The sequence below is a fragment of the Duncaniella muris genome (assembly GCF_003024805.1).
In the GTDB taxonomy this organism is placed as follows: domain Bacteria; phylum Bacteroidota; class Bacteroidia; order Bacteroidales; family Muribaculaceae; genus Duncaniella; species Duncaniella muris.
Map to the genome: position 1 here is coordinate 1 of NZ_PUEC01000015.1, position 16,252 is coordinate 16,252.

Here is a 16,252-nt window from a genome sequence, read left to right on the forward strand (position 1 = left end):
AAGCCTGTCGCTAGCGTTCATCCTGAGCCAGGATCAAACTCTTCGTTGTTGTCTATATATTTTTCTTTTCTTCTTTATTAAAAAAAGCAAAGCTAAAATACAGACCGTTTGTTCTGTTATTTCTTTTTGCTTTCACAGAAACCTCAGAGATCGCAGGGATCGCTCCCCGCTGTCCTTGACTGACTATCGGTCTAAACGCCGGATCTTGGAAATTGACAGAGATCGCTTCTTCTATCGTGTAGAAGATTTGACTCTTGTACTACTTCGTTATGTTGCAAATATTTCAATGTTCTCTCGTTGCTTTCTCGATCGCCGTGGCGGTCAGTGGAAAACTTTGCAAAGGTACAACCTTTATTTGAATCTCGCAAATTTTTCTGAAGATTTTAACCTTTCTTAAGATTTGACCGGCGAACCGATCTACCATTTCCAGCGTTATATCTTCTATCAGTCTGCCGCTGCAGGCCTTGCTTCTCAAAAGCGAGTGCAAAGGTAGACATTTCCCTAATTCCCTCCAAATTTTTCATGGTATTTTAACAGAATTTTAACAGTTACAACCATTTCAGTCTTCTACAAGCGGTTTTACACCTATTTTATATATATAATAAGGGCAAAACGTCACTCCCCGTCATGTCCGCCATGCCTCACGGCGAATCCGGCTCAGTTCAAAAAAAGTTCAAGAGCCGATCTAAAAAAAATGAGGACTCGTAAAAAAAATTCCCTTGAAGCAGTCGGCCGGATGACAAACTGCATCAAGGGAATTTCTAATTTTTATTTATCGGGTGCTTATTTATTCACGCGGAAACGCTCTTCGCCGGTGGTCAGGAAACTGATCACCTGACGGGCGGCCGCGATACCGGCGTTAATATTGGCTTCGGAGGTCTGCGCTCCCATTTTTTTCGGAGTGAAGAACACACGGTCGCCAAAGCGCTCCTTGATCTCGACAGCGCGTTCGGGAGCCACGTCGGCTGCATATTTGAGATCGGCACGTTCGTCAAGGGCTCGGATAAGGCCTTCCTCGTCAATCACCTCCTTACGGGCTGTGTTGATCAGAAGCCCACCCTTAGGCATTGCCGCAATCAGATCATAGCCGATCGACTTGCGGGTTTCAGGAGTAGCGGGAATATGGATCGAGACTACCTTATTCAGGCGATAGAGCTCCTCGACCGAATGGACGGGAGCCACTCCGGCATCTTCCATGACATTGTCAGGGCAATACGGATCAAGAGCCGAGACATTCATCTCGAATCCGCGGGCTATACGGGCCACATTGCGTCCTACCTGACCGAAGGCCTGGATACCGAGAGTTTTGTCCTTAAGCTCAGTGCCTGATGTGCCGTTGAACATATTGCGGCTCATCATGACGGCCAGTCCGAACACGAGTTCAGCCACGGCATTTGAATTCTGGCCGGGGGTGTTCTGCACACACACTCCACGGGCTGTAGCCGCCTCAAGGTCGACATTGTCATACCCTGCACCTGCACGGACCACAACTTTAAGCGCGGGAGCGGCTGCAAGCACCTCGGCATCCACTTTGTCACTGCGGATAATCAGAGCCTCAGCGGTAGCCACCGCGTCAAGCAATTCTTGCTTGGAGGTATATTTCTCAAGGAGCACCAGTTCCGCACCGGCCTCTTCGATAACTTTTCTCATGCCGTCTACAGCCACTGCTGCAAAGGGCTTCTCAGTTGCGATAAGAACTTTCATAGTCTGAAGCAGGGGGGGGATCAGTGAGCCTTTTCAAATTCTTTCATAGCATCGACGAGAGCCTGCACGCTTTCGATGGGAAGAGCATTGTAGAGCGAAGCGCGGAATCCGCCGACTGAGCGGTGGCCCTTGATGCCGACAATGCCACGGGCGGCACAGAAGTCAACAAAATCTTTTTCGAGTTCCTTGTATTCGGGAGTCATCACGAAGGTTACGTTCATGATCGAGCGCGAATCCGGATCAGTCACAGTGCCTACAAACATCTTGCTTGAGTCGATGGCATCATAAAGGAGCGCAGCCTTTGCGAGGTCGCGTTTTTCCATTTCCTTCACGCCGCCGAGCTCTTTGTAGTAGCGGAGAGTCTGGAGTGAAGAGAAGACAGGAAGCACCGGAGGAGTGTTGAACATCGACCCCTTCTTGATATGGGTGCGATAGTCAAGCATGGTCGGGATCTGACGGTCTACCTTGCCGAGAGCGTCTTCCTTGACAATCACGAGAGTAGCGCCGGCGGGGCCGAGGTTTTTCTGCGCGCCTGCATAGATTAGATCATATTTGGACACGTCTACCGGACGGGAGAAAATATCCGATGACATATCGGCGATCAGAGGCACTTTCACATCGGGATCAGTGCGCAGCTCGGTGCCATAGATGGTATTGTTTGTGGTGATATGGAAATAATCCAGATCCTCAGGCACTTCATAGCCTTTGGGATAATAGGTGTAGTTTGCCTCTTTTGAAGAAGCGAGCACTTCTACCTCGCCGAAAAGACGGGCCTCTTTGATGGCATTGGCAGCCCATGTGCCGGTGTCAAGATAGCCGGCCTTTGAGCGCAGTAAGTTATACGGAGCCATACAGAACTGCAGGCTGGCACCACCGCCGAGATAAAGGACATGATAGCCTTCAGGAACATCAAGGAGCTCCTTGACAAGCTGCTGGGCTTCATCCATCACAGCAACGAATTCCTTGCCGCGATGTGACACTTCAAGGAGTGAAAGACCGGTATTGGCAAAGTTGAGAATCGCATCGGCAGTATTCTTGATAGTGTATTCACTCAGAATAGAGGGGCCTGCGGAGAAATTATGCTTCTTCATAACTGAAAAAAGTGGGGGGATTAAATGAAAGTTGGCGTGATTGGTGATGTCTATGCTGCGCGCTCACAGACTTAGACCCCGCAAATATAGTGAATTTTTCAATCCTCCAAACATTAAGAGCATGAAAATATAGAAATTTTTCCGCAATTACTCCACTTTTGGCTCTCCCTGCCCGATTTAAGAGGGTGTTTCATAACAATAGTTAAAATCTGAGCGAAAGTTTTGAGGTAGATATGGTTCTGAGCCTAAGGGGTATAGCTTGCCATACCCCATCCTCTTTTGCAACGATTTATCTAAAACATACTCCACTCAGATTTTAACTCCTGGTTTTAAACAACCTCTTAACAGAATTTCAAATCGCTCCGCCTGCTATCCGGTCAGCGCCGGATGCCGTCCATTAACATATTCATGCCGTTTATTAACACTCTGTTTGCAGTCTGCCGGAGATTGACTAATTTTACTAACATCAGCCCGATACGAAAAAAACATAGGCTCTGATTTTTAACACTTCGAACTTTTTTAAGGCACGAATGTTAATACATTGTTTTAGTTTTCATCCAGTGCAATTTTAATTCAACACAGAGTAGGTAAAATGAATCTCCATCACATCGGCGAATCAATCGGTTCGAAAATAAACACCGGATTCAAATCAGCCAAAAGACACAGCCCCCACAGCAAGAAAGCCTGGCTTGTCATAGCCCTGATAGTCCTCATAGTAGCCGCAGGACTCTACTTTATCATGCGCCCGAAGCATCAGGCGTCACCTCTACCCATAGTTGAAGTTGAGACCGTCAAGACCGGCAACGTAAATATCTACGGCGAATACGTAGGCCGCATCCGCGCCCAGCAGTTCGTCGAGATCCACGCCCGCGTGGAAGGCTACCTCGAAAGCATGCTTTTCAAAGAAGGATCCTATATAGAAAAGGGACAGACTCTGTTCATAATCGACCCGCGTCTCTACCGGGCCAATGCCAATAAAGCCCGCGCACAGCTCAACAAAGCCCGCGCACAGGCCCAGAAGGCCAAACGCGACTATGAGCGAATCAAACCGCTCTACGCCCAGAACGCCGCCTCACAGCTCGACCTCGACAACGCCACAGCCGCCTATGAAAGCGCCAACGCCGAAGTCACCGTCAGCGAAGCCGACCTCACCCAAGCCGAACTGACGCTGGGCTACACCCGTGTATCGTCACCCATCTCAGGCTACATTTCCGAACGTGTGGCCGACATAGGTACCTGGGTCGGCCCTTCAGGAGGCAAATCGCTTCTGGCCACAGTGGTAAAGAGCGACACAGTAAGAGTCGACTTCTCAATGACCGCGCTCGACTATCTCCGCAGCAAAGACCGCAACGTAAATCTCGGAGTGTCCGACTCCACCCGCAAATGGAACTCCTTCGTGACCATCACCCTTGCCGACGGTTCGGAATATCCCCACAAAGGCCTCGTTGACTTCGCCGACCCACAGGTCGACCCCAAGACAGGCACCTTCTCGGTCCGCGCCGAGATGCCAAACCCCGACCACAGCCTCCTGCCGGGCGAATTCACCAAAGTGCGTGTGCTCCTCGATGTGCGCGAGGAAGCCATAGAAATCCCCTCCAAGGCCCTCATCATCGAGAAAGGCGGAGCTTATGTATATGTGGTCCGCCCCGACAGTGTAGCCGAGAAACGCTTCATCGAGACCGGTCCGGAAGTGGGCAACAACACCATAGTGGAACGCGGCCTGGCCAAGGGTGAGAAAATCGTGGTGGAAGGTTATCACAAACTCACCCACAACACCAAAGTAAATCCCGTAGCTGTTCCGCCGGATGAAAAAGACAAAAACGAAACAACCGACAAAAAATCAGAAACCATAGCAGCAGGAAAGGAGGAGTAAGCCGATGAAAAAGAATTTCTTCCTCGACCACCCGGTCTTCTCGATCGTAATCTCGATCGTCATTTTCATCGTGGGAGCCATCGGCCTCACCCTGCTCCCTGTCGACCAATACCCGCAGATAGTCCCTCCGGTGGTGAAAATCACAGCATCCTATCCCGGCGCCGACGCCCAGACTGTGACCCAGGCCGTGGCAACCCCTATCGAGCAGGAACTCAACGGAACTCCGGGCATGATCTACATGTCATCGTCAAGCTCCAATTCCGGAGGCTTCACCGCCCTGGTGACATTTGACATCGACACCGACCCCGAACTCGCCGCTGTCGACATACAGAACCGCGTAAAGAAAGCCGAGTCACGCCTGCCGGCCGAAGTGGTCCAGAACGGCATCTCCGTCTCCAAAGAGACCGCAAGCCGACTGATGACCATAACCATCCAGTCTGACGACCCTAAATTCGACGAAATCTACCTCAGCAACTACACCACCCTCAACATCCTCGACCCCCTGCGCCGAATACCCGGAGTAGGTAGTGTCAGCAACGTGGGCAGCCGCTACTACGCCATGCAGATCTGGGTAGCGCCTGACAAGCTCGCCGACCTCGGACTAACCGTCAAGGACATCCAGAACGCCTTGAAAGACCAGAACCGCGAATCAGCCGCCGGCGCTCTTGGACAAGCTCCGGCAACCGACATAGACATCACAATGCCTATCATAGCCCGCGGACGCCTCTCGTCGGTCTCGGAATTTGAAGACATCGTTCTGCGCGCCGGAGCCAACGGCTCGCTGATCAGACTCAAAGACGTGGCCCGCGTTTCGCTCGAAGCCTCAAGCTACTCGACCGAGAGCGGAATCAACGGCGGAAACGCCGCCGTGCTCAACATCAACATGCTCCCCGGCTCCAACGCAATGGAAGTGGCCGAGGCCGTAAAGAAAGAAATGGAAATCATATCCAAAAACTTTCCGGAAGGCATCAGCTACGACATTCCGTTTGACATGACCACATATATAAAGGAATCCATCCATCATGTCTACCGCACATTCTTCGAAGCGCTGGTGCTGGTGATCCTTGTGGTGTTCCTCTCGCTGCAGAACTGGCGTACCACACTCATTCCGGTCATTGCCGTCCCGATCTCACTTGTCGGCACATTCGGAGTGATGCTGATGTTCGGCTTCTCGCTCAACATGCTGACCCTCCTGGGCCTGATCCTCGCCATCGGCATCGTGGTCGACGACGCGATTGTAGTAGTTGAAAACGTTGACCGCATCATGAACACCGAGCGCCTGTCGCCCTATGAGGCCACGGCCAAAGCCATGAGCAACCTCGGAGGCGCACTGATAGCCATGTCGCTCGTGCTCTGCGCCGTCTTCGTCCCCGTCAGCTTCCTGCCCGGCATCACAGGCCAGCTCTACCGCCAGTTCACCATCACGATCGCCGTCTCGGTGATCATCTCGACCATCGTGGCGCTCACCCTTTCGCCCGTGATGTGCGCCAAACTGCTCAAGCCCACAGATACCCGCCGACGCAAGGCAAGGATATTCCGCCTTATAAACATCTGGCTGAACCGTGGCAACAAATCATATGGCCGCACCATCACCCGTGTGCTCTCCCACCCCAAACGCATGTATGCCGCCTTCGGCCTCGCGCTCGTGTTCATCTACATGATGAATGCACTTATGCCCCGAAGCTTCATGTCGCAGGAAGACCAGGGCTACTTCACCGTCGAGCTGGAACTCCCAGAAGGCTCCACCATAGAGCGCAGCCGCGAAGTAACTGAAAGAGCTATGGACTATCTGATGCAAGACCCCGACGTGCAGTATGTGCTCAACGTGACCGGATCATCGCCACGTGTAGGCACCAACCCGGCCCATTCGCAGCTCACAGTAATCCTTAAGCCCTGGGGCGAACGTTCGTCATCTGACATAGCCGAAGTCCGCAGCCGCATCCACGAGCGCCTCTCGCAATATCCCGAAAGCAAAGTCTACATCTTCTCACCCTCGATCATACCCGGTCTGGGTAGTTCAGGCGGTTTCGAGATGGTGCTTGAAGCCAGAGGCGACGCCACATACACCGACCTGCAACATGCCGTCGACACCCTCCGCCACTACGCCGCCATGTCTCCGGCCATTGCCGACCTATCCACATCAATGCAAGCCGACATCCCGCAGCTCTATTTCGACGTAGACCGTGACCGCGCCAAGATGCAGGGCATCCCCGTCAGCGACATTTTCTCCACAATGAAAGCCTTCACCGGCTCGATATATGTCAACGACTTCAACATGTTTAACCGCATCTACCGTGTCTATATCCAGGCCGAGGCTCCCTACCGCTCACGCCGCGACAACATGAATCTCTTCTTCGTGAAGAGCGCCGACAATACAATGGTGCCCATTTCATCGCTCGGAACCTCGCACTTCACCACCGGCCCAGGCACCATCGGGCGCTTCAACATGTTCAACTCCGCCACCATCTCAGGCGAAGCGGCCCACGGCTACAGCACCGGAGAGGCTATGGACGCTCTCGAAAAAATAGTCAGAGAGAAGCTTCCTGACAACATCGGAGTGGAATGGAGCGGCCTCTCATATCAGGAACGCCACGAAAGCGGCAACACAGGCCTTGTGCTCGGACTCGCCCTGCTCTTCGTCTTCCTCTTCCTTGCCGCCCAATATGAAAGATGGTCTGTTCCGCTCGCCGTCATACTCTCCCTCCCGATAGCCGGAGTGGGAGCCTATCTGGGAATCTGGATCTGCGGACTGGAAAACAACATCTATTTCCAGATCGGACTGGTAATGCTTGTAGGCCTCGTGGCCAAAAACGCCATCCTCATCGTCGAATTCGCCAAAGAGGAAGTCGACAAAGGTGTCGATGCAGTCCACGCCGCACTCACAGCCGCCAGACTTCGCTTCCGCCCGATCGTCATGACCTCTCTCGCCTTCATGCTCGGCCTGCTCCCGCTCCTGTTCGCCTCAGGTCCAGGCTCGGCTGCCAGACGCGACATCGGCACCGGAGTATTCTTCGGAATGCTTGTGGCCATCACAGTCGGCATTGTCTTCGTTCCGTTCTTCTTTGTTGCCATCAACAAATTCACAAACCGCAAACGCTCCCTCAAAAAATGAAACGACTGATCCCTATAATACTCTCCATCCTCGCCCTGGCAAGCTGCTCAGGGACCAAAAACCTCGTACCGGCCGACGTCGACATGCCGGAGGCCTACATGCCGGGCCTCGAATCAGACACCGCATCCATTGCCGATCTGACCTGGTGGGAATTCTATGCAGACTCCACCCTGACCCGCCTGATGCGCCTCGCGCTTGACAACAACCGCGACCTGCTCAAAGCCGCAGCCCGCGTTGAACAGATGCGCCAGCTCTACGGCATAGACAAAGCCAACTTCTACCCCGAAATAGGAGGCATGGCCGGCGCAAGCTATGAAACAAACAACTACAACGGAGCCGGCACCACCAAAGATCCCGAATATGACCTGAAACTGCCCGTCAGCTGGGAAATCAACCTCTGGGGCTCACTCTCGCAGGCCAAACGCGCCGGAGCCGCCCGCTTCAAAGCTTCGGTGGAAGACTACCGCGCAATGAGCATGACCATCATTGCCGATGTCGCTATGGCCTATTACAGGCTCATAGCCCTTGACAACGAACTCTCCATCGTGCGCCAGACAATGGCAACCCGCAAACAGTCACTCGAACAGGCCAAAATACGTTTCGATGGCGGTCTAACCTCCGAAACCGTCTATCAGCAGGCCAAAGTGGAATACTCCACAGCCGCCTCCCTCGTCCCGAACCTCGAACGCCAGGTAGCAGTGGCCCGCAATGCGCTCACACTCCTTTTAGGCGAATATCCGCGTGAGATCTCCGAGCGCGGCGACCTGGCACTCAATGTCTCTCTCCCCGAAAAACTTCCTGCCGGAGTGCCATCCACACTGCTTCAGCGCCGTCCTGACCTGCGCGCCGCAGAGCAGAGACTGAAAGCGGCTATGGCCGATGTCGGCGTCAGCTACGCCGACCGCTTCCCGCGCCTGCGCCTCGGATTCACACCAGGTTTCGAAAACGAAAGCCTCTCAGACTTCTTCAAATCGCCATTCACCTACACCGTAGGCTCCATCACCGGCTCCATTTTTGACTTCGGGCGCAAAAAGCGCAAATACCAGGCAGCCATAGCCGTCTATGACCAGTCACGCTACGATTATGAAAAAGCCGTAATCCAGGCATTCACAGAAGTCAACACCGCACTGGCCACCTACCACCACGTGCAGCAGGCCCGCACACTCAAAGTCGAGCTCCGCGACGCGGCGGTCAAATACGTCCAGCTCGCACATCTGCAATATCGCGGCGGCACACTCAACTATATCGACGTGCTTGACGCACAGCGCCGCTACTTCGACGCACAGATAGGCGTAAGCAACGCCATCCGCGATGAATATCTCGCGCTCATAAATCTCTATAAAGTACTCGGAGGCGGATGGTCCACCGATGACTCAGCCGCTATCTGAACCCGCGAAAAGAAACACACACCAGATACGGAGCACACTGTCACTGCTTCACTTCCTGATCAGCGCCGGCACCCTGTTGCCAGCGCTGATTCTGCAAAGCAGCTGACCGCATCTCGGCCGGATTGTCGCAAGGCTGCCACAAAGGCCTGTGGCCAAGCTCGTCAGGCATGAACTGCTGCACCACAAAGTTGCCCGGATAGTTATGGGCATACTTGTAGTCGCGTCCGTAGCCCATATCCTTCATCAGAGAAGTCGGCGCATTGCGCAGATGCAGCGGCACCGGCAGATCTCCGGTCTCCTCTACGAGTTTCATGGCATTGTGAAGCCCTGTATATGTGGAATTACTCTTGGCCGACAGCGCCAGATAGACCGTACACTCGGCCAGCGGAATCTGCCCTTCGGGAAAACCGAGCTTATGAACAGCCTCAAACGTAGCATTGGCCAGCAGAAGCGCGTTCGGATTGGCCAGGCTTATATCCTCTGCGGCAAGAATCAGCAGCCGGCGCGCTATGAACTCCGGGTCCTCCCCGCCTCTGATCATGCGGGCGAGCCAGTAGAGAGCGGCATCCGGGTCAGAACCGCGGATACTCTTGATAAAGGCCGAGATGATATCATAGTGCATTTCTCCGTTCTTGTCATAGGCCGACGGATTTTCCTGGAGCCTTTCAGTCACCACCTTGTCATTGATCACCACCGGCTCTCCCTGCGGAGTCGACTGTTCGAGCAGATCTATTATATTGAGCAGCTTGCGGGCATCGCCTCCGGCAAAACGGAACAGAGCCGTAGTTTCCTCAATGCTCACACCGTGGAGCTGCAGGGCACTGTCACCCGCCACAGCCCGGTCAAGCAGATGACGCAGATCCGCCTCCTCCAGCGGACGCAGAGTGTAGACCTGCGCGCGTGACAGAAGAGGCCTGATCACCTCAAACGACGGATTTTCCGTAGTGGCCCCGATCAGAGTCACCACCCCGCTCTCCACAGCCCCCAGCAGACTGTCCTGCTGCGCCTTGCTGAAACGGTGGATTTCATCAATGAACAGAATCGGACGCCCGCCGGCAAACATGTTCATGGCATCGCCCTTACAGCGCTCTATCACCTCACGCACCTCCTTGACACCGGCACTGACGGCCGACAGCGTATAGAAAGGCACATTGACAGAGTTGGCAATAATTCTCGCAAGCGTGGTCTTGCCCACTCCGGGAGGTCCCCAAAGAATAAACGACGAGACTTTGCCCGATTCAATCATGCGGCGGACCACCCCTCCCTCGCCAACGAGGTGGAGCTGACCTATATAATCATCTAATGAGCGCGGACGCAGGCGCTCGGCAAGTGGCTGGTTCATGATAATGCAAAATTAATAATAATCCGCCATATATCGCAATCTCCACCAGCATCCGCTACCCGCCTACACCTATTATAATAATGTTAAAGGTTTTAAAATTCCCTCTCAGCCTATGCGAATTAATATTTTTTCATTAATTTTACACCGTGAGTTTGCAGCCGTCCCACACCGACACCCATGCAACGCCGCTTCGGGTCACTCGAACTTTCACACACAACAATTGTTAATTTAATATCCGGCCGCATCTCTGAATGCCGGACACCGAATGAATTAACGTTAAAACTATAAAGCTATGAGTGCTCAACGAACTCCGACCGGAACTCCTGCCGCTATGCGCAACATCTTCGGTATCATAATGATTATCATCTACGTAGGCGTAGGTGTTCTCTTCTTCTGCGGCTATTTCGACATTCTCTTCCCAACATGGAAATGGGTTCGCTGGGTCGGCGGCGCCCTGTTCACCGTCTACGGTCTGTGGCGTGCCTACCGCCAGTTCAAGGGCATAGACCCAGGCTACGGCAACGACCGTGACGATCAATAAAAACTGTTTGTCAGCCTATGATCAAATCAAGCAAATGCATGGCCGCCCTTGCGGCCCTGAGTCTTCTCGCCGCTTTCAGCGGATGCGGCAAGAAAGCATCCATGCAGCCTGACCCTATGGCCAAGGTTGCATGTGACGAGTCATTCGAAAACATACTCGAACAGGAGATCAACGTCTACGAATACATCTACCCTAAAGAAGATGTGCTCGCCTACTACCTCCCTGAAAACGCCTGCATCGACTCCATCATGGCCATGCAGGGTGTGAAATGCGCCGTCACAACCCGTCCTCTGACCGAAAAGGAAGTCAGCTTCCTCCGCAGCAATAAAAAAATTGTCAACCAGAAAAAGATCGCCGTTGACGCCCTCGCCATAATCGTAAACCCGGAAAACCCTGTGGAGATCCTATCTAAAAAGGAAATCGCAGAGATCCTTTCAGGCGAGGTCAGCCGCTGGGATCAGGTAGAACCCTGCAAGCTCGGCGAGATCGACGTAATCTTCGACCATCAGGGATCGTCAACCGTCAAGTTCATGCGCGACTCGATTCTCAACGGCAAAGCATTCGGCCAGAATGTATCAGCAGTGAAGACAAACCCCGATGTGTTCAAAGCCGTGGCCGAAAACAAGAACGCTATGGGCGTCATCGGCGTCAGCTGGGTTTCGAGCGACATGCAGGGACGCGAAAAATCAGTCGATGAACTCGCCCAGGCAGTAGAGAAAAGCGACACCACCCAGCTCGATTTCAACTCCGAAGTAAAGGTGCTGAAAATACGCGGAAATGACGTGGTGGCAGCCTACAAGCCCTATCAGGCCTATATTTTCGATGGCTCCTACCCGCTCTACCGCTCGGTCTACATGATCAGCACAGCCCCCGGCGGCACCATAACCCACCGATTCTTCAGCTTCGTCACCGGATTCCAGGGCCAGAAGCTCATACAGATGACCGGCATTCTGCCCGCCACAGTGCGCCCGCGCATGGTTGCTCTCGAATAAAACAATAATAAGGTGGCTTCTGCGTTAGTCTATCAATGACATCACACACACCGAACCCGCCTGACGGTCTTTCAGGCTGAAAAATCATTATCCAGTCTGCAGGAACCGGATGTAAACAACAACGAACATCAATCAAAAAAAATTAAATATCTATAGTAAACCAGAAAATGAAATTCCGTACTATCTTTTCCCTCGTTCTTGGAGGGTTTGCCCTCACGGCATTCGCCCAGGGCGGCTATCAGGATGGCGTTGACTACTACAACGCCGACCGTTTCGAGAAGGCAAAGACCATCCTTGAGAAAACCCTCAATGATCCTTCTACAGACAAAGCCGTGTCATACTTCTATCTCGGCTCACTTGACATGCGTGAAGGCAACACCGCCGCTGCGGCCGCCAACTTCAACAAAGGCAAGGAAGCAAACCCCAACTATGGCTACAACTATGTAGGTCTCGGCGAAATCGCCCTCAAGAACGGCAACAAATCAGAAGCCTCTGACCTCTTCAAGAAAGCTCTTGAGACCAACAAGAAAGACGCCTCGCTCATGGCAGCCGTGGCCCGCGCATATTTTAATGTAGACCCCACTCTCTACGCCAAGGAAATCGACAAGCAGATCGACAAGGCAATGAAAGTTTCCAAAAACAAGGAAGCTCAGATCTACGTTCTCCAGGGCGACATGCTCAAGACCACTGACGTAGGTGCCGCAGCCGGCCGCTACGAACAGGCTATGGTCTATGACGAAGAAGCAGGCAACATCAACCCCGAAGCCTATGTCAAGTATGCCAACCTCTACAATAAGGTAAACCCTGACTTCGCTATCGCCAAGCTCGTCGAGCTCAACGAAAAGCTCCCCAACTCGGCTCTTGCCCAGAGCGAGCTCGCTGAAAAATACTATGACGGCAACCAGTTCACAAAAGCTGCCGAACAGTATGGCAAATACATCCAGAACCCCAACCACTTCCAGGGTGACGAACAGCGCTACTCAGGTCTCCTCTACTTCGGTAAGAAGTATCAGGAATCTCTCGACGTGGCAAACCAGGTGCTTGCAAAAGACCCCAACAACGAATACATGCAGCGCATGGTTATGCTCAACAAGGCTGCCCTCAAAGACTTCACCGGTGCTGAAGAAGCCGCTAAGAAACTCTTCTCTCACGCCGATGCCAAGTTCACAGCCACTGACTACACCACCTACGGTGACATCCTCGGCGAACTCAAGCGTCCTGAAGATGCTGTAGCCGCCTACACCAAGGCCTATGAGCTCAATCCTGAGAAGAACAAACAGATCCTCGCCAACATCTCGTCAATGTACACCGACCTCGAAGACTATCAGAAGGCCGCTGAATACATGCAGAAATTCGTTGACGCAGGCGACGCCTCTCTCAACGACTACTTCATCCTCTCGAACCGCTACAAGAACCTCGGCGTATCGCTTCCCGAAGGCTCTCCCGAACGTATCGAAGCCGCCAACAACGGCATCAAGTATGTCGACATGGCCATCGAGTCAGCCGCCAACAAAGGCCCGCTCTACCGCAACAAAGCCACTCTCATGATGGTCCGTGACGGCGCCGAGATCACTCCCGCCCTGGTCGAGACCTATCAGCAGATGCTCGCCGCCTACGACGAAAACCCCGAAAACAAGGAAAAATACCGCGACGCTTACAAGAGCGCCTACAACAATCTCGCCAACTACTATCTGAAGGCCGGCGACAAGGAACAGGCTCGCGCTTACTTCGAAAAATTCCTTGAAATCGACCCCGAAAACGAAGCTCTCCGCGAATATCTCAACAAGATGTAATCCGGACTGACTCCGAAAAAAGCATAAGGCGCATAGCGTACACCGGTCCTGCGGGGCCTGCGTGCTCTATGCGCCTTTTTCCTGCCTGCGGACATCGGGCAGAACATCTGAGAAGCATACGCGGCGGAGGGCCGGCTCCACTCCGGATTCAGCTTTGGCCACGATTTGCATATTCGGGTGATTTTTAGTTACTTTGTGAATAGATTGTCCCGCATCCGCACGCCGGAATATCCAAAGGGCGCAAAATGGGAAAAACAAAGGACTGTCTGTCAGCGTTATATGATTGACATCCCTTTCACAGCCAACTTATTTATGAACAAGGAGAATCTTTTACAGATATACGCCTCCGGTTTCCGTAAAAACTGGGAACTGCCGGCTCTTACGGAATTCGGTTCTGACCAGACAATGACCTATGCCGACATGGCAAGGCGCATTGCCGCCCTGCATCTGCTCTATGAAGAGGCAGGCATCAAGCGCGGCGACAAGATTGCCGTCATGGGTAAGAACTCGTTTGCCTGGGTGGTGGTCTACATGGCCACTCTCACCTACGGAGCCGTCATTGTGCCCGTGTTGCATGATTTCAACGTCCAGGATGCGCAGCATATCATCAACCACTCCGAGAGCGTCATGCTTTTCATCAATGAAAGCATCTTCGACTCAATGGAATTTGAAAAGATTCCTGCCGTGAAAGCCGTCCTCTCGCTCGACCGCCGCGCCGTGCTCGCCGAACACCCGGTCACAAACCATGCGGTAGAGAAATTCCTCGCCCGCCTGCCACAGAAAATGCGCAGACGCTATCCACACGGCTTCACCACGGCCGATGTTGATTATCCCGAAATCGACGAGAGCACCCTTGCCGAAATCAACTACACCTCAGGAACCACAGGCTTCTCCAAAGGCGTGATGCTCACTCTCGGCAACCTTGGGGGCAACGTCCGCTTCGGGGTGGCATCCCGACTGCACTACCGCGGATCGAGAGCCCTGTCGTTTCTACCTCTCGCCCATGCCTACGGATGTGCCTTCGACATGCTGACCCCTCTTGCCGTCGGCACCCACATCACCATTCTGGGCAAACTTCCCACTCCCAAACTTCTGCTCAAAGCCTTTGCAGAGGTAAGGCCCAATCTGATCATCTGCGTCCCGCTCATTCTCGAAAAGATCTACCGCAACAAACTGCGCCCGATCATCGAGAAGCCCTCGGTGCGCCGCGCGCTGAAACTGCCGGGGCTCAAGACTCTCGTCTACCGCAAGATCCGCAACAGCCTTGTCGAGGCTCTCGGCGGTGAGTTCGAGGAAGTGATAGTAGGCGGTGCTCCTCTCAACCATGAAGTAGAAGCCTTTCTCCACAAAATAAAATTCCCATTCACCGTGGGCTACGGCATGACCGAATGCGGCCCGCTCATCAGCTATACCCCCTGGCGCAATTTCATTGTCTCATCATCGGGCCGTACACTGCCCTCTATGGAGAGCAAGATAGCAGGCAGCCGGAATCAGGAAACCGAGCCGGGCGAAATCTGCGTGCGTGGCGAAAACGTGATGAAGGGCTACTACAAGAATCCGGAAGCTACCGAGGCCGTGATCGATGCAGAAGGCTGGCTACACACCGGCGACATGGGCACAATCTCTGACCGGGGCATCATCTTCATACGCGGGCGCTACAAAACCATGATCCTCGGAGCCAGCGGGCAGAACATCTATCCTGAAGAGATCGAGGCCAAGCTAAACAACATGCCCTACGTGTCGGAAAGCCTTATCGTGGAGCGCGGCAAACACCTCGTGGCCCTCGTCTATCCCGACTATGAGGCTATGGACCGCGACAAAGTTCACAACGAACAGCTGCCGGCTCTCATGGAGCAGGTCAGAACCGACCTGAACCGCATAGTGGCCCCATACGAAAGGATAGACCGCATACAGCTGATAGCCAACGAATTCGAAAAAACTCCCAAACGATCCATAAAGCGCTATCTCTATAACGCGTAGACCGGCGCCCGACCCAAAGAACCAATCATGAAGAGTTACGAACAGATCATAAAAGTCCGCGACTACGAAGTAGACTCGCAGGGCATAGTCAACAATGCCAACTATCTGCACTATCTCGAAATAACACGCCACGATTTCTGCGAACACGCAGGCACGACCTTCCGCGCCATGCAGGAACAGGGTCTCGACCCGGTGGTCAGAAAAATCGAAATCGAATATCTCTCGTCGCTCACCCTTGGCGAGACTATGATATCGCGCCTGAGCATGGAGCGTAAGGGCGCCAGGTTTGTATTCACGCAGGACATCTACAACGCAACCAACAGCTCCCATGTAGTCCATGCGCTCGTGACAATTGTCTGCCTTGAAAACGGGCGCCTCTCGCGCGGCGATCTTCTCGCCGAGGCTTTCCGCGAATATCTCGCATAAAATCGCACCG

12 protein-coding genes are annotated in these 16,252 nt (G+C 53.3%); 9 read left to right on the forward strand and 3 right to left on the reverse strand.

What is annotated here, in order from left to right; genetic code table 11:
* On the forward strand, positions 1-397 hold a 397-nt coding region (locus tag C5O23_RS14455), incomplete at its 5' end, for a hypothetical protein (RefSeq protein ID WP_205743435.1).
* Positions 398-783: 386 nt separating this feature from the next.
* Here C5O23_RS14455 and C5O23_RS07455 read toward each other — a convergent pair.
* Together C5O23_RS07455 and serC are read right to left on the reverse strand one after the other, a co-directional pair.
* The gene (locus tag C5O23_RS07455; RefSeq protein WP_107032321.1) at positions 784-1,704 is read right to left on the reverse strand and encodes an NAD(P)-dependent oxidoreductase; all 921 of its coding nucleotides are present in this window, start codon (positions 1,702-1,704) and stop codon (positions 784-786) included.
* Positions 1,705-1,724: 20 nt separating this feature from the next.
* The gene (gene serC / locus C5O23_RS07460) at positions 1,725-2,795 is read right to left on the reverse strand and encodes a 3-phosphoserine/phosphohydroxythreonine transaminase (protein WP_107032322.1); all 1,071 of its coding nucleotides are present in this window, start codon (positions 2,793-2,795) and stop codon (positions 1,725-1,727) included.
* 592 nt (positions 2,796-3,387) lie between these two features.
* Between serC and C5O23_RS07465 the strand changes: the two genes are divergently transcribed.
* The 3 genes from C5O23_RS07465 to C5O23_RS07475 are packed head-to-tail and all read left to right on the forward strand — an operon-like array spanning position 3,388 to position 9,168.
* Positions 3,388-4,668 (forward strand): efflux RND transporter periplasmic adaptor subunit, encoded by a 1,281-nt coding sequence (locus C5O23_RS07465; RefSeq protein ID WP_107032323.1) that lies wholly within the window; start codon positions 3,388-3,390, stop codon positions 4,666-4,668.
* A gap of 4 nt (positions 4,669-4,672) precedes the next feature.
* Positions 4,673-7,780, forward strand: a complete 3,108-nt coding sequence (locus C5O23_RS07470) for an efflux RND transporter permease subunit (protein WP_107032324.1) — start codon at positions 4,673-4,675, stop codon at positions 7,778-7,780.
* Positions 7,777-9,168: a TolC family protein gene (locus tag C5O23_RS07475; protein ID WP_107032325.1), complete on the forward strand. Its 1,392-nt coding sequence runs from the start codon at positions 7,777-7,779 to the stop codon at positions 9,166-9,168. The genes C5O23_RS07470 and C5O23_RS07475 overlap by 4 nt, the downstream gene beginning before the upstream one ends.
* A 40-nt stretch (positions 9,169-9,208) precedes the next feature.
* On the opposite strand, the gene C5O23_RS07480 is transcribed toward C5O23_RS07475, so the two are convergent.
* Positions 9,209-10,510 carry a replication-associated recombination protein A gene (locus tag C5O23_RS07480; RefSeq protein WP_107032326.1) on the reverse strand — a complete coding sequence of 434 codons (1,302 nt, stop codon included), beginning with the start codon at positions 10,508-10,510 and terminating at the stop codon, positions 9,209-9,211.
* Positions 10,511-10,802: 292 nt separating this feature from the next.
* Here C5O23_RS07480 and C5O23_RS07485 point away from each other — a divergent pair, with 292 nt between their 5' ends.
* The 5 genes from C5O23_RS07485 to C5O23_RS07505 all read left to right on the forward strand — a co-directional run bounded on the left by C5O23_RS07485 (position 10,803) and on the right by C5O23_RS07505 (position 16,242).
* A complete protein-coding gene (locus C5O23_RS07485) occupies positions 10,803-11,051 on the forward strand; it encodes a hypothetical protein (protein ID WP_133166522.1) in 249 nt (82 codons plus the stop codon).
* Between the two features lie 17 nt (positions 11,052-11,068).
* Positions 11,069-12,043: a PstS family phosphate ABC transporter substrate-binding protein gene (locus tag C5O23_RS07490; RefSeq protein ID WP_107032328.1), complete on the forward strand. Its 975-nt coding sequence runs from the start codon at positions 11,069-11,071 to the stop codon at positions 12,041-12,043.
* A 167-nt stretch (positions 12,044-12,210) separates the two neighbouring features.
* Entirely contained in the window at positions 12,211-13,836 is a 1,626-nt protein-coding gene (locus C5O23_RS07495) for a tetratricopeptide repeat protein (protein ID WP_107032329.1), read from the forward strand.
* A gap of 312 nt (positions 13,837-14,148) precedes the next feature.
* Positions 14,149-15,816: an AMP-binding protein gene (locus C5O23_RS07500; protein ID WP_107032376.1), complete on the forward strand. Its 1,668-nt coding sequence runs from the start codon at positions 14,149-14,151 to the stop codon at positions 15,814-15,816.
* A 27-nt stretch (positions 15,817-15,843) separates the two neighbouring features.
* On the forward strand, positions 15,844-16,242 hold the full coding sequence (locus C5O23_RS07505) for an acyl-CoA thioesterase (protein ID WP_107032330.1): 399 nt from the start codon (positions 15,844-15,846) through the stop codon (positions 16,240-16,242).
* Positions 16,243-16,252: the final 10 nt, after the last annotated feature.